17 protein-coding genes are annotated in these 19,278 nt (G+C 40.6%); 13 read left to right on the forward strand and 4 right to left on the reverse strand.

Annotated elements, in window-relative coordinates; genetic code table 11:
• The first annotated feature begins 90 nt into the window (after positions 1–90).
• The 8 genes from tdh (at position 91) to mutL (ending at position 11,035) form a co-directional block, all read left to right on the forward strand.
• A complete protein-coding gene (gene tdh / locus MHH68_RS08335; protein ID WP_339165725.1) occupies positions 91–1,155 on the forward strand; it encodes an L-threonine 3-dehydrogenase in 1,065 nt (354 codons plus the stop codon).
• Positions 1,152–2,333, forward strand: a complete 1,182-nt coding sequence (locus MHH68_RS08340) for a glycine C-acetyltransferase (RefSeq protein WP_144462024.1) — start codon at positions 1,152–1,154, stop codon at positions 2,331–2,333. Before tdh ends, MHH68_RS08340 begins: the two co-directional genes overlap by 4 nt.
• Before the next feature lie 110 nt (positions 2,334–2,443).
• Entirely contained in the window at positions 2,444–3,550 is a 1,107-nt protein-coding gene (locus tag MHH68_RS08345) for a DUF3578 domain-containing protein (protein ID WP_339165726.1), read from the forward strand.
• A gap of 90 nt (positions 3,551–3,640) precedes the next feature.
• A complete protein-coding gene (gene miaB / locus MHH68_RS08350; protein WP_339165727.1) occupies positions 3,641–5,167 on the forward strand; it encodes a tRNA (N6-isopentenyl adenosine(37)-C2)-methylthiotransferase MiaB in 1,527 nt (508 codons plus the stop codon).
• 1 nt (position 5,168) lies between these two features.
• Complete coding sequence (locus MHH68_RS08355; protein ID WP_003211238.1) at positions 5,169–5,603, forward strand: RicAFT regulatory complex protein RicA family protein; 435 nt, start codon at positions 5,169–5,171, stop codon at positions 5,601–5,603.
• A gap of 263 nt (positions 5,604–5,866) precedes the next feature.
• On the forward strand, positions 5,867–6,412 hold the full coding sequence (gene cotE, locus MHH68_RS08360) for an outer spore coat protein CotE (RefSeq protein ID WP_003212450.1): 546 nt from the start codon (positions 5,867–5,869) through the stop codon (positions 6,410–6,412).
• Between the two features lie 124 nt (positions 6,413–6,536).
• On the forward strand, positions 6,537–9,113 hold the full coding sequence (gene mutS, locus MHH68_RS08365) for a DNA mismatch repair protein MutS (RefSeq protein WP_339165728.1): 2,577 nt from the start codon (positions 6,537–6,539) through the stop codon (positions 9,111–9,113).
• A gap of 20 nt (positions 9,114–9,133) precedes the next feature.
• Entirely contained in the window at positions 9,134–11,035 is a 1,902-nt protein-coding gene (gene mutL / locus MHH68_RS08370; RefSeq protein WP_268497865.1) for a DNA mismatch repair endonuclease MutL, read from the forward strand.
• 77 nt (positions 11,036–11,112) lie between these two features.
• Here the strand turns inward: mutL and bslA are convergent, their stop codons facing one another.
• Both bslA and MHH68_RS08380 read right to left on the reverse strand, forming a co-directional pair.
• Positions 11,113–11,649 (reverse strand): biofilm surface layer hydrophobin BslA, encoded by a 537-nt coding sequence (gene bslA, locus MHH68_RS08375; protein ID WP_061407858.1) that lies wholly within the window; start codon positions 11,647–11,649, stop codon positions 11,113–11,115.
• Positions 11,650–11,774: 125 nt separating this feature from the next.
• Complete coding sequence (locus MHH68_RS08380) at positions 11,775–12,170, reverse strand: hypothetical protein (RefSeq protein WP_339165729.1); 396 nt, start codon at positions 12,168–12,170, stop codon at positions 11,775–11,777.
• A 569-nt stretch (positions 12,171–12,739) separates the two neighbouring features.
• Here MHH68_RS08380 and MHH68_RS08385 point away from each other — a divergent pair.
• The 3 genes from MHH68_RS08385 to MHH68_RS08395 all read left to right on the forward strand — a co-directional run bounded on the left by MHH68_RS08385 (position 12,740) and on the right by MHH68_RS08395 (position 15,590).
• Positions 12,740–13,213, forward strand: a complete 474-nt coding sequence (locus MHH68_RS08385) for a CarD family transcriptional regulator (protein WP_058013931.1) — start codon at positions 12,740–12,742, stop codon at positions 13,211–13,213.
• Between the two features lie 313 nt (positions 13,214–13,526).
• Positions 13,527–14,276 (forward strand): poly-gamma-glutamate hydrolase family protein, encoded by a 750-nt coding sequence (locus MHH68_RS08390; protein WP_339165730.1) that lies wholly within the window; start codon positions 13,527–13,529, stop codon positions 14,274–14,276.
• Between the two features lie 165 nt (positions 14,277–14,441).
• Positions 14,442–15,590 (forward strand): Rap family tetratricopeptide repeat protein, encoded by a 1,149-nt coding sequence (locus tag MHH68_RS08395; RefSeq protein WP_180308974.1) that lies wholly within the window; start codon positions 14,442–14,444, stop codon positions 15,588–15,590.
• Positions 15,591–15,682: 92 nt separating this feature from the next.
• On the opposite strand, the gene MHH68_RS08400 is transcribed toward MHH68_RS08395, so the two are convergent.
• Entirely contained in the window at positions 15,683–17,008 is a 1,326-nt protein-coding gene (locus MHH68_RS08400; RefSeq protein ID WP_339165731.1) for a S8 family peptidase, read from the reverse strand.
• A 585-nt stretch (positions 17,009–17,593) separates the two neighbouring features.
• Between MHH68_RS08400 and MHH68_RS08405 the strand changes: the two genes are divergently transcribed.
• A complete protein-coding gene (locus MHH68_RS08405) occupies positions 17,594–18,328 on the forward strand; it encodes a poly-gamma-glutamate hydrolase family protein (protein ID WP_058013927.1) in 735 nt (244 codons plus the stop codon).
• 77 nt (positions 18,329–18,405) lie between these two features.
• The gene (locus MHH68_RS08410) at positions 18,406–18,855 is read left to right on the forward strand and encodes an OsmC family protein (RefSeq protein ID WP_058013926.1); all 450 of its coding nucleotides are present in this window, start codon (positions 18,406–18,408) and stop codon (positions 18,853–18,855) included.
• Positions 18,856–18,902: 47 nt separating this feature from the next.
• Here MHH68_RS08410 and MHH68_RS08415 read toward each other — a convergent pair whose 3' ends face one another.
• The gene (locus MHH68_RS08415; protein WP_169056556.1) at positions 18,903–19,271 is read right to left on the reverse strand and encodes a multidrug efflux SMR transporter; all 369 of its coding nucleotides are present in this window, start codon (positions 19,269–19,271) and stop codon (positions 18,903–18,905) included.
• Between the last annotated feature and the right edge of the window lie 7 nt (positions 19,272–19,278).

The following is a 19,278-nucleotide window of genomic DNA, read 5'->3' on the forward strand; positions in this document are numbered from 1 at the left end:
TTTTTTCCAGTAGACGGTGGTATTTACGAAGAAAATAAGACGTGTTAAAATCTCATTGGGAGAAGTTTTTTAATAAAGGGGTTGTACGTCATGTGTGGAACGATGAAAGCGATTGTTAAAAAAGAAAGCGCTTACGGAGCGGTGTTGATGGAGATGCCGATTCCAGAAATCAATGATCATGAAGTATTGATACAGGTGAAAGCCACTTCAATATGCGGAACAGACGTGCATATTTATAACTGGGATGATTGGGCAAAGGGAAGAGTTAAAGCGCCCTACATTTTTGGACATGAATTTACAGGGAAAGTTGTCAAGGCGGGGAGGCAAGTCTCTCGAGCAAAAGTAGGGGATTTTGTATCGGCAGAGACACATGTTGTATGTAATCAGTGCTCTATGTGTTTAACTGGGCAGCAGCATTTGTGTAGTGAAACGAAAATTTTAGGGGTAGACATTGACGGCTGTTTTGCTGAATATGTCAAAGTACCTGAACAAAATGTGTGGCACAATCCAGCTCAAATGCCAGTGGAGCTTGCGTCTATTCAAGAGCCGCTTGGAAATGCGGTTCATACAGTGCTGCACACACCTGTTTCAGGTAAGTCAGTGGCGATTTTTGGCTGCGGACCAATCGGTTTAATGGCGATCGCCGTCGCGAAAGCTTCAGGTGCTGTTCAAGTGTTTGCTGTCGATCAAAACGAATACAGGCTGGATCTTGCCCGAAAAATGGGGGCAGACCATATCGTGGATATTGGAAAAGATGATCCTGTTGAGGTGATTAAGCAGTTCACGCAGATGGAGGGGGCAGATGTGATATGCGAGATGTCAGGACATCCAGTTGCCATTAATCAAGCACTCGAAGCTTGTGCAAATGGAGGGAAACTCAATATACTAAGCTTGCCAGAACGACCAGTGACAATTGACATTACGAATCAAATTGTTTTTAGGGGATTAACCGTGCAAGGGATCACGGGAAGAAAAATGTTTGAGACGTGGCGTCAAGTATCTGAGTTATTAAGAACGAAGACCATCGATGTCCACCCAGTTGTCACTCATACACTGCCATTTGAACAGTTCGAAAAGGGATTTGAACTCATGAGAAATGGGATGTGCGGAAAGGTCGTACTGATGATGCCATCAAATCAAAGGGGGAAGAAATGATGAAAGAATTCACGTATTTACAAGATGAACTGGAAACAATGAAGCAGCAAGGCACTCACCAAACATTGAAAGAGATTGACTCAAAACAATCATCCACTGTGACATTAAATGAACAATCTGTCATCCAGCTCTCCTCGAATAACTACTTAGGCCTCACCTCACATCCAAGGCTGATGAAAGCGGCAAAAGAGGCCATTGATGAATTCGGTGCTGGTACAGGATCTGTACGAACGATCGCTGGCACAATGACGATGCATGAACGCCTTGAAAAAAAACTCGCTGCATTTAAAAAGACAGAGGCCGCCCTTGTGTTCCAATCAGGCTTTACGACCAATCAAGGGGTCTTATCAAGTATCTTGACGAAAGATGATATTGTGATTTCAGATGAACTGAATCATGCCTCAATCATTGACGGCATCCGGTTAACAAAAGCAGATAAAAAGGTATACGGGCATTCCAATATGGAAGAGCTTGAGAAAATTTTAAAGAAATCTATGAATTACCGCATTCGTCTCATCGTCACAGACGGTGTGTTCTCAATGGATGGAGATATTGCACCGCTTCCTGAGATTGTCAGGCTCGCAGAAGCATATGATGCATTTGTGATGGTAGACGATGCACATGCCTCAGGCGTGCTTGGTGAAAATGGCCGCGGGACAGTCAACCATTTTAAACTCGACGGCAGAGTGCACATTCAGGTTGGGACACTTAGTAAGGCTGTCGGAGTGCTCGGCGGCTATGTAGCGGGATCAGCCGTTTTAATTGATTATTTAAAGCATAAAGCAAGACCGTTTTTATTCAGCACCTCACATCCGCCAGCTGTGACTAGAGCGTGTGAAGAAGCGATTGAAGTGCTGTTAGATGAACCAGAGCGAATTAGCACACTCTGGGAAAACGCCGCCTATTTCAAAGAAAAAGTCGTCAGCCTTGGATTTCAAGTTGCTCCGACAGAAACACCGATTATTCCAATCATGATTGGAGACGAAGCTCTTACGTTTCGCTTTTCCAAGGCTTTAATAGACCGAGGCGTGTTTGCCCAAGGCATCGCTTTCCCAACTGTAGCAAAGGGAAAAGCGAGAATTAGAGCCATCATCACAGCAGAGCACACAAAAGAAGAACTAGACCGTGCACTGACGATCATCGAAGAAGAAGCAAAAAAACTGAACATACTTGATTGAGAGAGCGCAGGCTCTCTTTTTTTGCACTATTCTTTCCATATTTCATCAAATCTACCGTTTGTTATGTATAATGTATGTAAAAAGATCTATTGAGGTAAGTGGTGAGACAAATGTTATTTAATAAAAAAAATTTTTGTGAGCAATTTTTAGATTATAAGAACAAAGGGAGAACAGATAAGAATCACCCTTTTCACAACATGTTTAATAAAGAGATCCCAAACAACATTCGTTATGAATTAGAAAAACGTCATATGAGGAATTTGGACAGGATCGATATTAAAGCATCTACAGGAAATGGAAAAGTTGCAGAATGTTTTTGGATTGCACTTTTAGACAAGAGATTAACGACAAGTCCTAATTCCCAAAAAACAACGACACAAAAAGGTATATTTATTGTTATTTTATTCGCTGAGAACGGGGAAGATTTTTATTTAACAATTGAAACTGGAACTGAAAATTTATCTTTATCTGAAATTAAGGAAGAGGCAGCCATTTGGAGGCAAAGGCTACAGCCGGAATTAAAGCAACATAAAAGACTAGAGGGCTTTCATATAGGTGATTTTCATTTGGGTAAATCATTAAGACCTAAAAAATATGCAGCAAGCTCATTGGTCTTTAAAAAGTATAATATTGATCATTTTGACTATTACCAATTAATACAAGATATCAATTCTTTAAATGAGTTTTTTTATGATTTTGTTTACGAAATATATTTGGATCAGGACCTTACCCCAAAATTGGAAGATCAGAACAAGTATAAAAGAAAAAGAATCATTCATAGAGATGTTTATAAACAATTAAGAGAAGAAAGAGCAAAGCAAAACGAAGAGACAGGTAGAATAGCAGAGAAATTTGTTTATCATAAGGAAGTAGAGCAATTAAAAGCAGTGGGACGGGAACAATTAGCGGAAGCTGTCGATTGGGTAGCTGAAACGGAAGATGGTCATGGATTTGATATTAAATCTTATTACCCCGATGGAAAAGAGAAGCTTATAGAAGTAAAAGGATCTAAACTGACTCACCATGACTTTCCATTCTTCTTATCTGAACAAGAAAGAATGGTAGCAGAAGAGGAAAAAGAATCATATGTAATTACTTTAGTTGAGAGTGTCGGTACACAGCAGATGAAGATTGTCAAAGAAATACAAAACCCTTTAGGTAAAGACGATCTACATCTGAAACCTACTCAATATTCATGCAAAATTCGTGTGGATTGAAAAGTGGTGGCATGTATGAATTTATTTTCAATTCACGACAAAATAGTCTATACTGTAGGGTGGAGCTTGGTTTGAAAGGAGTACAAATTCATGAATGAAGAGCAGAGAAAAGCGAGCGGACAAGTAAGTTCATCGGACAAAAAATCCGAGAAGGACTACAGCCAGTATTTTGAAGCTGTGTACATTCCGCCTTCCTTAAAAGATGCAAAAAAACGGGGTAAAGAAGAAGTCGAATACAATCAATTTCAAATTGACGAGCGTTTTCAAGGGTTAGGAAACGGGCGCAAGTTTTATATTCGCACATATGGCTGTCAAATGAATGAGCATGACACAGAAGTGATGGCTGGTATTTTTATGGCGCTTGGTTATGAACCGACAAACTCAACGGAAGATGCAAATGTTATCTTATTAAACACTTGTGCAATTCGTGAGAATGCGGAAAACAAAGTGTTCGGAGAGCTTGGTCATTTAAAAGCATTAAAGCGTGAAAAGCCAGATTTAATTTTAGGTGTCTGCGGATGTATGTCGCAAGAGGAATCTGTCGTGAGCCGTATTTTGAAGAAACATCCATTTGTTGATTTGATTTTCGGTACACACAACATTCACCGCCTGCCAGAGCTGTTATCTGAATGCTATCTTTCAAAAGAAATGGTCATTGAGGTTTGGTCAAAAGAAGGCGATGTCATTGAAAACCTTCCGAGAGCCCGCCAAGGAAAAATTAAGGGCTGGGTGAATATTATGTACGGTTGTGATAAATTCTGTACATACTGTATCGTCCCTTACACACGCGGTAAAGAAAGAAGCCGCCGCCCTGATGAAATTATTCAAGAGGTCAGACGTTTAGCGGCAGAAGGATATAAGGAAATTACCCTTCTTGGTCAAAACGTGAATGCGTATGGAAAAGATTTTGAAGACATGGAATATGGTCTTGGACACTTGATGGATGAGCTGCGTAAAATCGATATTCCGCGTATCCGTTTTACAACAAGCCACCCACGTGACTTCGACGATCACTTAATTGAAGTGCTTGCTAAGGGTGGGAACCTTCTTGATCATATTCATTTGCCAGTTCAATCCGGCAGTTCTTCTGTCTTGAAACTTATGGCGAGAAAATATGACCGTGAGCGTTACCTTGATCTTGTGCGCAAAATCAAAAAAGCGATGCCAAATGCTTCATTAACAACGGATATTATTGTTGGGTTCCCAAATGAGACAGATGAGCAGTTTGAGGAAACACTTTCCCTCTATCGCGAGGTTGAGTTTGATGCGGCATATACGTTCATTTACTCTCCAAGAGAAGGAACACCAGCAGCGAAAATGCAAGACAACGTGCCAATGCATGTGAAAAAAGAACGCCTTCAGCGCCTGAATGCACTCGTGAATGAAATTTCCGCGAAAAAAATGAAGGAATACGAAGGGCAGACTGTCGAAGTATTAGTAGAGGGTGAAAGTAAAAACAACCCTGAAATCCTAGCCGGATATACAAGTAAAAGCAAGCTTGTGAATTTTAAAGCACCAAAAGAAGCGATTGGCAACATCGTCAAAGTGAAAATCACACAAGCCAAAACTTGGTCTCTTGACGGAGAAATGGTTGGAGAAGCTATCGAGGTGAATTAAAATGACACTTTATTCAAAAAAAGAGATTGTCGAGCGCGCAAGAGAGCTCGCTAAAATGATTTCTGAAACAGAAGAAGTTGATTTCTTCAAGAAAGCAGAAGCGCAAATCAATGAAAACACAAAAATTTCAACGATTATTAACCAAATTAAGGCGCTTCAAAAACAAGCTGTAAATTTAAAGCATTACGGCAAACATGAAGCATTAAAGCAAGTGGAAGAAAAAATTGATGCCCTGCAAGAAGAACTGGATGAAATCCCGGTGATTCAAGAATTCAAAGAATCACAAGTGGAAGTCAATTCCCTATTGCAGCTCGTAGCGCATACGATTTCTAATCAAGTAACAGATGAAATCATTCTTTCAACCGGAGGCGACCTCTTGTTAGGAGAAACCGGTTCAAAAGTGAAAAACTCATCACCAAGTTGCTCCATTAAATGAGAAAACCCCGCATTTGCGGGGTTTTTGTTTTGCTATCATCATTTTTGAAAGAACAAAAATCACACTCCCCGTTCTACTTCTTGCTTCGACAACCCAAAATCTCTCACTCTCCAACTTTTCCAATTTTCAAGGCAAGTTTATGGGCGACCATGCATACACTGAAACAGAAATGAATTTAATTGATCATGAAGTTCAAAATCGTGACACACTAGACGAATGCCCAGCATAAGATAAAACGATCAAGAACAAGGAGGCATGCCGGAATGTCTGAATACAGAGAGATTATTACAAAAGCGGTGGTTGCAAAAGGGAGGAAATTCACCCAAAGCACACACACCATTTCTCCATCGCAAAAACCAACCAGCATCCTAGGTGGTTGGATCATTAATCATAAGTATGATGCTGAAAAGGTCGGTAAAACTGTTGAGATTGAAGGAACCTTTGATATTAACGTATGGTATTCTTACGCTGATAACACGAAAACAGAAGTCGTAACAGAACGGGTGAAATATGTAGACATCATCAAACTGAGATATAAAGATAAAAATTTCCTTGATGATGAGCATGAAGTGATTGCAAAAGTGCTCCAGCAGCCGAATTGCTTAGAAGTGACCATTTCTCCAAACGGCAATAAAATTATCGTTCAAGCAGAGCGGGAATTCATTGCTGAAGTGGTAGGGGAAACAAAAATTGTTGTAGAGGTCAATTCAAGCTGGAAAGAAAAAGATGATCATGAGTGGGAAGAAGAGGTGGATGAGGAGTTAGAGGATATTCATCCAGAATTCCTAGCGGGTGATCCAGAAGAGTAATTCATGACTAGGGCGCATATCCCCCTAGTTTTTTTGTGTCCTATCTAGGAGAAAAAAGGGGTTTTTTTATGCTATAATGAAAGATGGTATGAATTCGAATGTAATATAGTGAGGGATTAGAAATATGGCAAGTTATACGCCCATGATACAGCAATATTTAAAAATCAAGGCAGAGTATCAAGATGCCTTTTTATTTTTTCGCTTAGGCGATTTTTATGAAATGTTTTTTGATGACGCAAAAGAAGCGTCACAAGAATTAGAGATTACGTTAACAAGTAGAGATGGCGGAACTATACCAATGTGTGGTGTTCCTTATCATTCTGCTTCTGCATACATAGAACAATTGATTTCAAAAGGCTATAAGGTCGCGATTTGTGAGCAGGTGGAAGATCCTAAAACGGCAAAAGGTGTAGTCAAAAGAGAAGTCGTTCAACTCATTACACCAGGTACGGTAATGGATGGTAAAGGCTTAAGTGAAAATGAAAACAACTTCATTGCCTCTGTGACAAAGTTTGAAAATGGATATGGACTTGCACTTTCCGATTTATCGACTGGTGAAAACATGGCGGCTTTCATCGATCGATTAGATGAAGTCGTGTCTGAAATTTATTCTGTCGGTGCAAAAGAAATTGTGGTGTCAAAGCAGCTGGATGAGGAAACAGTCAAGACCTTAAAGGAACGGTGCCAAGCGACCATTTCATACGAAGATAGTGATGAATTAATCGATGAAGCTGAGCGACTCGTGTCCCGCCTGAGCGAGCAACTAAGATCGGCATTTTTGACATTATATGCTTATTTAAGAAGAACGCAAAAAAGAAGTCTTGATCACCTTCAGCAAGTGCAAGTGTTTGAGCTCGAACAAACAATGAAAATTGATCTTTACTCAAAACGAAATCTTGAATTAACAGAGACGATCCGCTCAAAAAGCAAGAAGGGCTCTTTGTTATGGCTGTTAGATGAAACAAAAACAGCGATGGGCGGAAGGCTGCTCAAGCAATGGATCGACAGGCCGTTAATTCGTCTTTCGCACATTAAAGAACGTCAGGAAATGGTGCAAATTCTCATGGACCATCTCTTTGAACGAGAGGATCTGCGTGAACGGTTGAAGCAAGTATATGATCTTGAACGTCTAGCGGGCCGCGTCGCGTTTGGCAACGTCAATGCCCGTGATCTCATTCAGTTAAAGGAATCCTTAAAGCAAGTGCCAGCCATTAAAGAACTTGTGCACTCACTGCCAGAGGAAATGGCGAAATCAAGAGCGAATGATATTGATCTTTGTGATGATTTACTGAATTTATTAGAAGATGCGCTATATGAAAATCCGCCAATGACGTTAAAAGAAGGCAATTTGATTAAAGACGGCTACAATGCAAAATTAGATGAATACCGTGATGCCAGCCGAAATGGGAAGGACTGGATTGCACGGCTTGAGCAGCAAGAAAGAGAATATACAGGCATTCGCTCTTTAAAAGTCGGGTTTAATAAAGTATTTGGTTATTATATTGAAGTGACACGAGCGAATACGCATTTGTTGGAGGAAGGGCGTTATGAAAGAAAACAAACGCTCGCCAATGCAGAGCGGTATATTACACCTGAATTGAAAGAAAAAGAAGCGCTGATTCTTGAGGCCGAATCAAATATTAGCGAACTGGAATATGAACTATTCGCAGCTCTCAGAGAACAAGTGAAAGTCTATATTCCGAGATTACAGCTGCTCGCAAAACAAATGAGTGAGCTGGACGCCCTCCAATGCTTTGCGACTGTCAGTGAAAAACGCCGTTATATTCGTCCAGAATTCTCAGAGGATGAGGTAGATGTCATAGATGGCCGTCATCCAGTCGTTGAAAAAGTGATGGATCACCAGGAGTATGTGCCGAATGACTGCCATATGGGAAATGGCCGGCAAACCTTGCTCATTACTGGACCGAATATGTCAGGGAAAAGTACGTACATGAGGCAAATGGCGCTTATCTCCATTCTTGCGCAAATTGGATGCTTTGTACCGGCATCGAAGGCAACCCTTCCGATCTTTGACCAAATCTTTACACGTATTGGGGCAGCAGATGATTTGATTTCTGGTCAGAGTACTTTTATGGTAGAGATGCTCGAAGCAAAAAATGCGATGGTGCATGCAACGAAAAACAGCTTGATTTTATTTGATGAAATTGGACGCGGGACAAGCACCTATGATGGAATGGCTCTTGCGCAGGCGATCATTGAATTTGTTCACGATCATATTGGTGCCAAAACGCTTTTTTCCACACATTATCACGAACTGACAGTTCTTGAATCTCAATTAAGCGAGCTGAAAAATGTTCATGTACGTGCTGAAGAGCATGAAGGCACGGTCGTTTTCTTACATCAAATCAAAGAGGGTGCAGCTGATAAAAGCTATGGTATTCATGTAGCGCAGCTTGCTGAATTACCTGATGCGATCATTGATAGGGCCCAGACCATTTTGACGGAGCTTGAGAGCGGATCACATGAGGTGACCCCGCACGTATCAGCAGCTCCAAAAACAGAAAAGGCTGAGGAAAAACAGCAGCTTTCTTTCTTTGAAGTAGAAGAAAAACCGCAAACCAAACCAGTTCTAAAACAGAAAGATCAAGCGGTGATCGAGGAATTAAAGTCATTCAATCTAATGGATATGACTCCGCTCGAAGCGATGACTAAACTATATGAATTGCAAAAGAAATTATAATGTAAGATGAGGTGAGCAAAATGGCAAAGATTATTCAGTTATCCGATGACCTATCCAATAAAATTGCTGCAGGTGAAGTAGTCGAGCGGCCGGCTTCTGTCGTAAAAGAGCTTATGGAAAATGCAATCGATGCAAGCAGTACAGTGATTGAAATCGATGTAGAAGAAGCAGGTCTTTCCTCTATTAGAATGATTGATAATGGTGTTGGAATCGATGCTGAAGATTGTAAGCTCGCCTTTCAGCGCCATGCAACGAGTAAAATCAAAGATGAAAATGACCTGTTCCGTGTCAGAACGCTTGGATTCAGGGGAGAGGCGCTGCCAAGTATCGCATCTGTCTCTCATCTGGAAATGAAAACAAGTACTGGTGAAGGAGCTGGAACGCACCTTGTGCTGCAAGGCGGAAAGATCATTTCAGAGAAAAAAACCTCTGGCCGCCGTGGTACCGAAATTGTCGTTACCAACTTATTTTACAATACGCCTGCCAGACTAAAATACATGAAAACCGTTCATACGGAGCTTGGCAATATATCAGATGTCGTCAATCGAATTGCACTGGCTCACCCAGAAGTATCGATTCGCTTGCGTCACCAAGGAAAGGTCCTGCTTCAGACGAATGGAAACGGGGATGTGCGGCATGTGCTTGCGGCCATTTATGGGACAGCTGTTGCGAAAAAAATGGTGCCACTTCACGTGCAATCACTTGACTTTGAAGTGAAAGGATATATCTCCTTACCAGAAGTGACAAGGGCATCACGGAATTATATGTCTTCTGTAGTAAATGGCAGATATGTTAAGCATTTTCCGCTCGTAAAAGCGGTCCATGAAGGGTATCACACGCTGCTGCCGATTGGCCGCCATCCGATTACATTTATTGAAATGAAGATGGACCCCATTTTAGTGGATGTGAACGTGCATCCTTCGAAGCTTGAAGTGAGACTAAGTAAAGAGCAGGAACTTCATGAGCTAATCAAACAAGGAATTAAGGACGTATTTCAAAAACAGCAACTCATTCCAAGTGCTTCGGTGCCAAAGAAAGCACCAATGCCAGCGATCAAAAATGAGCAGCAATCCTTAACCTTTGATGCGAAAAAAGCAAATACAAACGAGGCGAGAACATCGCTACCCTATCAGTCGGAGTCTCTCGAATCGGTTGTATACGAGACAAATCAGATGGACACATACGGGACGCCTACGCAGGAAATGACAGGAGCATCATCACCCGTATTTAATGAAGATACTCCGTCTGAGCGTATCCATGTAGAGGAATCCGCTGCTTCTCTTGAATATGAAGAATCAGTACTGAGAGAGGATGCTGCAGAAACCATTTCAGAAAACGAACGAGTTCCTGTCATGTATCCCATCGGGCAAATGCACGGCACATATATTTTGGCTCAAAATGAACGAGGGCTTTATATTATTGATCAGCACGCGGCTCAGGAGCGAATCAAGTATGAGTATTATCGTGAGAAGGTAGGAGAGATCGAACAGGAAGTGCAAGAAATGCTCGTCCCATTAACATTCCACTACTCGAAAAACGACATGCTGATTATTGATGAGCATAAAGAGATACTAACGAAAGTGGGTGTCTTCTTAGAGCCTTTCGGTTCAGGAAGCTACATTGTTCGGTCGCATCCACAGTGGTTTCCAAAAGGGGAAGAGGCTGAACTGATCGAAGAAATTATTGAGCAAGTGCTGGATGAGAAGCGTGTAGATATCAAAAAATTAAGAGAAGAAGCGGCGATCATGATGAGCTGCAAAGGCTCTATCAAAGCAAATCGTCATTTGCGAAATGATGAAATCAAAGCTTTATTAGATGAATTGCGGCAAACCAATGACCCTTTCACCTGTCCGCACGGCCGGCCGATCATCATTCATCACTCGACATATGAAATGGAGAAAATGTTTAAACGGGTGATGTGATCAAATAAAAAAAAGACAAAGGGCCAAATTAGCCCTTTGTCACAGTCTGAAGCGCTCTTATAAGAGCGCTTTTTTATTTAGCATCCGCACGGATTGGGCGGTGTGACCACAACTGGTCGTGTTTGAATATCGAGGGTGTCCTCTGCATAAAATTTAGAACCAATGCTAAGCGCACGGTTTTCTGCACGGAACGTATATGTACCTGCAGCAGGAAGTACTTTATGTGAAAGTTGTAATTTATATTGTGAGATTCCTAATAAATCGATTCTAGCTGGAATGCGGACAGTTTTTCCACTGTTCAAAATGTAGCTGTCTTTTAGTGCTTTTCCATTGAAGATGTCTTTTGTTGTCGCTTGAAAGCCTGCAGGTAATGTGAACTCAATGGCACCGATACTTAAAACAGAATTTGGGCGGTATGTTAGCTCAATGTCTGAAAAAGACCATTCCTGCTTACTTGTACCTGTAATTTTCGCATAAAGCTCAGCTGGTCTGGCATTTGTTGATGCTTTGCCTTCCTCTGTTTTGGCTCCTTCAGCGGATGCGGCAATCGGTACCGATAGTGCCATGACCAGTGTCAGCATCCCCATCATGATCATTGTCCATATTTTTTTCATTTCTTCATTCCCCCTTGTTGATTATAGGTAAATAATAGATGATTAAATCCATTATTTACCTATAATGTTACCATATCCCTACAAGGTGTTGAATGGTATATTATACCCTTATTTTGTCATTTTGTTTAGTAATAACGGGAGAAATGTGTATTTGGTTGGTTCATTCCGTAACCAAAGCCTGTCATTTGCTGATTCGGCATCATCATATGCATATCTTGATATCCGTATGGATGATATGGCATCATTCCATATCCACCATAGTGGCCATGATGATGGTGATCCTTCATTGGAACATGTGAAAAGGGATCATGCTGATTTGGAAAAGGCAGATAGGCTGAATGATGATGTGGATAATGTCCGCTGTACTTATCTTTTTTACCATGATAATGGTTTGGCATATTCATATGATCATGCATGTTTGGCGCGACCACATGCTCATGGTTGGCTGTATACACATTCTCAAACGTATGGTACGGGTTTCCTTCGTGATGATGATTCATTGGGCTATTCATATTGTTCATTTGATATCTCATCCTTTATGTCAGGTTGCCATATCCTATGAGCATGATCCGTTTCATGAGCCTATCCACATGAAAAAAAACCGGCTTTTCAGCCGGGAAAACAAAAAGCAGATGAAAGCGTCAGGTGCTAAAATGAGATGCTGTGTCTTCTTCTGCGACGCTTCTTACAGCTGCTGCAGACACTTTTAGGACAGTAATAGGGATCGTAGCTTCTAGAAGTATCCCAGAAATCGCTCTCAAACCAATCATCTTTTTTATGATAATACTTCTTTTCTTTACATGGATCAACATGGCGATGATCGTCATGCTTTTTATAACAGTTTGAGTGGGAATGTTTGCACTTGCATTTGCACATTGTCATCCCTCCTAAATGTGACTCAATGCTAGTATATGCGAGAATGAGACAAGGGGACTGGATGGTGGCGCATCTTCTGCAAAAAAAGGCTTTTTCTAAAAAACTCAAATAAAAAGAATTGACTAGTGCTAAAATAACATGATAAAATATTAAATTTTATCCAACGATGAAATGTGTTATAATCATATTGTGAATACTTTCGGAGGTGGCGGATTTGTTTCAAATAGGTGATAAAATTGTTTATCCTATGCATGGTGCCGGTGTGATTGAAGGAATGGAAGAAAAAGAGATTTTAGGTAAGACGGAGGAATATTTTCTGATTCAAATGCCGAATATGCAGATGATGATCCCAAGAGGCAGAATCAATCAACTAGGTATACGTCCGGTAGCAGATCAAGCAACGCTGAAAGTTGTAATGAACAATTTTGCAGAAGAAACAAACGACGACACGCTTACTTGGAAGCAAAGATATGATGAAAATCTGAAAAAGCTAAAAACAGGTGCGATCGAAGATGGTGCAGACGTTGTCAAAGATCTGATGAGACGAAATCAGAAGAAAGCATTAAATTCAAGTGAAAAGAAGATGCTTGAAGATGCGCGAGGCATGTTAGTGAGTGAAATTTCTCTTGCACAAGGGCTGTCACAAGATGAAGTCCTTTCAGCTTTAGAGGATGAACTAAGAGTTTAATGATGGATATACAATAATTGGCTGTAAACAGAAGGGCATTCCTTTTGTTTACGGCTTTTTTTGTTTGAAATCAGAAAAACATCTTCATTTTTGTAGGTGATTTTAACTAAAGCGAAAATGAGGTCATACGATGCAGTTTTTATGGAAGAAGCGAATGATACAAAGAAGTCAGAAATACCTAGAACGGCATAAAAAAACAGGAAAGTTCTCCTGATTCATTTAAATGAGCCGGACAACCTTTGAATTCTGTTAGCCATTGATAGTAAAATAATGCGATAAGATGACACCTAAGAGAATGAAAAGGAGCGGTGAAATGAAAAGGCTACTGATATGTGGATTCATCTTTCTGATCCTGTGTGCTCTTTTAATGGTGAAATGCAGCCATTCTGTTCAAGAAAAAAAAGAGCAAAAGCAACATCAAGAAGAGGTGGAAAAGTATCAAAAAGAGCGAAAAAAAGGGGATCAATATGACAGCTTTAAACAGCTTATCCGGCATGAAAGAGAAGGCTATGAAATAGAATTTCACGAAAAGGGCGGAAGTGATTTACTTGTCTTTTCACCTCATGGAGGGGAAATTGAACCAGGAACAAGTGAAATTGTAGAAGCATTTCAACAAAGATACTCGACGTATTTGTTTGAGGGAACGAAACAAGAGAATAATCGTGATTTGCATATTACAAGCACCAAATTTGATGAACCGATATTGGTTCAAATGATTAAAACGTACCCCTTCTCCATTTCCATCCACGGCTACAAAAGTGATAAAAGGCACACGCTAGTTGGCGGGACAAACGAAAAAATGCAAAGAGCAGTTGTACGAGAATTAAAAGATCGAGGGTTTTCTGCAGAAATGGTGCAAGAAGGCGAACGGCTCTCAGGGACAGATCCTAAAAATATTAATAATCGAAATGCAAGTGGTGAAAGCGTTCAGTTAGAAATTAGTACGGCACAGAGAGAGGCCTTTTTCGACAATTTTGATACGAGAAAAGGAAAGAAAAAAGCATTCAGACGTTATATCCATGCTTTAAAAGAAGTATTAAGAGAATTTGACCCATTATCGTAGAAAAATCGTTTTGATGGGTAAAAGTACTCTATTTGAACTTGGTAAAAAAGATAGAAATATGCGAAATGAACATAAAATATGCATTAAATTACAATTTGCCTTAAAAACATAAATTATGTAAAATAATAGTTATCAGTTTGATATGATAGAATGGGGCTGAAGTGGATGGCACATAAAATACCATCTTCCGAAGTAGGTGTAAAGATCAATCAATGGTACACGCATATTTGCAAATTTGAAGTCGAACAAGCAAACGATATGAAGCGCCTTGTTGAAGAAGAAATTCATGAGATGGAAGAGGATCAAGATTTACTTTTATATTATTCTCTAATGGATTTTCGCCATCAACTGATGCTTCAGCATTCAACGCCAGTCCATGCAGGGAGTGAAACACTTCAAGCCGTGTCTTTTCCAAAAGAAATGGAAGATGGAGAAGATGAGATGACAGGCTTACTTGGCTATTACTTTCATTTTTTCCATGGAATGTTTGCGTTTATCCAGCGCCGGTACATCGAGGCCATTTCCTATTACAAGCATGCGGAACATCAACTGATCTTAGTGACAGATGAGATTGAAAAAGCGGAATTTTACTATAAAATTGCTGAAGTATACTATCATATGAAACAAACTTATTTCTCCATGCATTATGCTAAAAAAGCAAGAGACATTTATAAGAAACATCAGCTTTATGGAAAAAGAAGCATTCAATGTGATTTTGTCATGGCAGGTAATTGGATTGATGTGAGTCAGCACCAGAAAGCGCTTCCTTACTTAGAAAAAGCGTTAAAGGTCTGTGAAGCGATGGAGCAGAAAAAGTGCACATCTTATTTTAAAGCGATGGCCCTTAATAACTTAGGAGCTTGTCATTATAGTATGGGAACGTACCATACAGCGACAGTCTTTTTTGAACAAGCCATTTCCCTTTATCAAAAAGATCAAGCATCCACGATGATCAAATCATTATTTTCACTTGCTCTCACCTGGTTTAAGCTCGGAGATATCGAGCGGGCGGGCGAAGCTATACGTAAAGGGATGAACGAGGCTTGTTTATTGGAAGATGAAATTTATCAGTTGAAATTCCAATTTTTGCAGGCGCTTTATATAGAAAAAGACAGCTGTGAGCAATTAAGATCGGCACTTTTTGGACTGCGAAGCAAAAAAATGTTTGCTGATTTAGAGGAATTAGCACTTGATGCGGCTAATTATTATAAGGAACGCGACATGTACAAGGAATCCTCCACTTTTTTTGAGATTGTGATCGAAGCGCGTACGCACATTCAAAAAGGAGATGAGATGTATGAGAACGAAGCATAACATGTCAGCTGATCAAGTAGATGAAAGACTTCACACATAATAACAGACAAAAACAACACCCTTTACGAATCAACGTAAAGGGCTTTTTTTACTTATTCTTTGATGGCTTTTTCTGCGTCAATGGCACCTGCCCCGTAAATCATCGGGTCATCCCCAGACCACTTGCTTGTATTTTCTTTTAACAGGGTTTTGACCTCATCGGGCGTTAAAGCTGGTGAATGCTCTAATAAAAGAGCACAAATACCAGCGCAAATCGGTGTTGCCATAGATGTGCCAGATAACGTCGTGTAATCATCATCGACTCTGCTTGATTTATCGAGTTTATCTAGAAAGGATCTTGGTGATCTGAGGGAGACAATGTTTACTCCCGGTGCAAGGATATCAGGCTTTGTCTCCCCATAAACAGTAGGACCTCTGCTTGAAAATGGTGCCACAATATCATCGTTCGATTCTGGTGTATTCCGGTCATCAAAAGCGCCAACCGTAATCACTTTTTGACTGACGGCAGGACTCGCAATCGTTTGGCTGTTAGGACCAGAGTTTCCGGCTGCGACGCATACAACAATGCCTTTATCCCAAGCGGCATTGACAGCACGCACCATCGGATCGTCCTGTTCGTCATCATAACGCTGAGCATCTGCGCCTAGTGACATACTCATAATATGAATCGGATCATCAGGGTGATCTTCATTGAACTGGATGCACCATTCAACCCCTTCTATTATAGTAGAAAGTGATCCAGCCCCTTGTTTATTTAATACTTTTACGCCAATTAAATGAGCTTTTGGAGCAGGTCCTTTGTACAAGCCATCTGAGGCCGCTCCGTCTCCAGCTACATCTCCAGCGCAATGAGTGCCATGCCCGTTATCATCATAAGGCTTTGTTTTCTGCTTGACTAAGTCCACAAAATCGCGAATTCTTCCTTCTAGATCTTCATGCGGATAAATCCCTGTATCAATGACAGCGACCGTAATGCCTTCCCCTGTTAAGGCTGTACCGTTTCGGATGACTTCATCTGCGTGACTGGCTTGTGTGGCCACATCCAGAAGTGCATGAACTTTCCGGTCTAAATAAATTTTACGAATATGCTCACCATTTGCTAACAGCTCCTCTAAAGCAGCTGGTGTTAGGTCTGCAGCGCAGCAGTCGATATGTGAAAAGTGCTGTTTGATATTTGTTTTTCTACTTTTTTTCATGAGCTGTTTTGTGCTTTGAATTCCTGCTTCGACCGCACCTTCCTTAAATTCAATAATCACACGAAGCTTCTTTCTCTTCTTTAATCTTCCTTCAAAGAAACGATGAAGAAAGCATGGCGTCCATTTAAAAGGCTTATAAAGGTGAAGGACGGTCTCTCTTAAAGGTTGATCCAGTTTACTAGCATGTGTTCTGACCATTTGCACCATAGAAAATCCAAACATGTGATGCCCTCCATTCTAGCTATCCATTCTTGTACACTCTTACGTTATGAGAATAAGAGGTGCTTGGTTCGGATTCTTGTCCCTTCTTTTCTTCATATTGGCGGCTTACTCATTTCTGATGAAAAAGAAAAGCGCTTACATTTTGTAAAATAATAGAAAAAGGTGGAAAACATGTGGAATCAGCCGATGATAGGTGGGAGAGTTCTTCTTAGAGAACCGGTGAAACAAACGATTTTGCAGAAAAAAAGGAGGGGGTAGACAGGGTCAATGCTCATACAAATGTGACTTGTCACAGAGAGGAAAAATCAAATCCATATAAAAAATAGCCAAATTAAAGAAAACAGACTGGATAGAACTAGGTCATTTTAAACATAACTTCATTTGTCTGTCATACTATTCTAACTCTGTTTTCAAAGAGGAGAGGCGTTTCTGTGTATATAAATGCAATTATCTTATTTTTGAGGAATCTCATCAACTAGAGTGTTATGATCAAATTTGAAGAGAAAAAGTGGAAAAAATGAAAAGAAATGATGATTCAATATAAATCATAGAAACGGCTTAGAAATCTGTTAAAGGAGAACGGGAATGAAGAAGTTTTTTGCTTTGCTTCTCCTGCTTGCGATCGGATGGGGCGTTTATTATACAATGCAAGCACAGGAACATGATGAGCCAGTGTCATCAGGTGGGGAAGACGAAAGCGGTTCAAATGATATTTATCGCAATTTTAAAGAACTAGAAGAAAACGAATCAACAAGCAGCTATCAGATTACATCCAACCCAGTGCCTGGAAGCCGTCTTCTTGTGATGTCACCCCATGGGGGGAGAATTGAAGGCGGCGTGAGCGAGATCGTCCATTTTTTTGATAATGATTTCTCTACGTATTTGTTTGAAGGTTTAAGAGAGAATGCGTCAGAACTTCATGTGACAAGTACAAATTTTGATGAGCCAGTCGGCGTCGCGCAGGCAAAAGCACACGATTATATCTTAGCAGTGCATGGCTACAAAGGTGAGGAAGGCATTGACCATACACTCGTTGGCGGAACAGATTACGACCGTGCAGAGAAAATAGTGAACTCATTAGAGCGGAATGGATTTTCTGCTGAACTGGCTGTCGCACACGCAACCCTGAGCGGAACAAGCAATCATAATATTAATAATCTTACAAAAACAGGGCAAAGTGTACAGCTAGAGATTAGTAGAAGTCAGCGTGAAGCTTTATTTGACAGTTTTGACTTTCGGCGGCGGTCGAGTACAAAAAACGAGACGTTCTACCGGTATGTCAGGGCGATTCGGACAGTGCTTGATGAGGAATATACATAAAAATGGTGCACATGTTAAGACAAGCAGCGTGAATTCTTGTTACACTATAAAAAGTGATAACAAAAGGAGAGACGAATATGGCGCGTCATCATTTTCATCTTCAGGCGAGCTGGCCTGGCCTGCGTAACGGTGTGGGTACAATCTCATGCGAACAGTTAAAAACGAACATTTCAATTCCAAAAGAAATGGACGGTCCCGGCATTGGGACAAATCCAGATGAGATGCTCTTAGGTGCAGCGGCTACGTGTTATATTATTACACTTGCCGCTATGATGGAGCGGAGCCAATTAGAAAAAGAGGATCTCACGATGAGTTCTGAGGCTGTCGTCGATGTGACAAATGGTGTGTTTACATATGAAAAAATCATTCATCGGCCTGTCATCATCCTCAAAGCCTCTGCTTCTCCGCAAGATATTGAGCTTGCCCGCAAGCTTGCTCACAAAGCCGAAAGCTCATGTATGATCTCAAGAGCTGTTCAAGGAAATGTGGACATTTCCTTAGAAGAAACCATTCAAGTCGGCGGGTAAAAACAAAAAGTCATTTTCTCTTAATGAAATGGAGAAAATGACTTTTTTTATGACGTCCATTCGGTTTGATTGATTTGTTCTTTGTTTTCTTCCTTTTGTTTTTTTGACAGGTTCAAGACAATCACACCGCATATTACTAATGCAAGACCAATGAATCCTTTGATGTGAATGGTTTCGTTAAATAGCACGAGTCCGATAAGAGCAGTGAGTGCTGTTCCAACGCCAGACCATGTCGCATAAGCAGACGAAAGGTCAATCGTTTTAAGTGCTAGACTTAGGAAGGTAAAGGCACACCCAAATCCAATCAGGACTCCAATACTCGGTAATAGTTGCGAAAAACCTTGGGAAAGCTTCAGCATCGTACTGCCAAAAACCTCCGTTAAAATAGCCCCTGTTAAATAGAGCATTCCTTTCATGATCTCT

It is taken from the genome of Bacillus sp. FSL K6-2841 (assembly GCF_037976435.1).
GTDB classification, from domain to species: Bacteria; Bacillota; Bacilli; order Bacillales; family Bacillaceae; genus Bacillus; species Bacillus pumilus.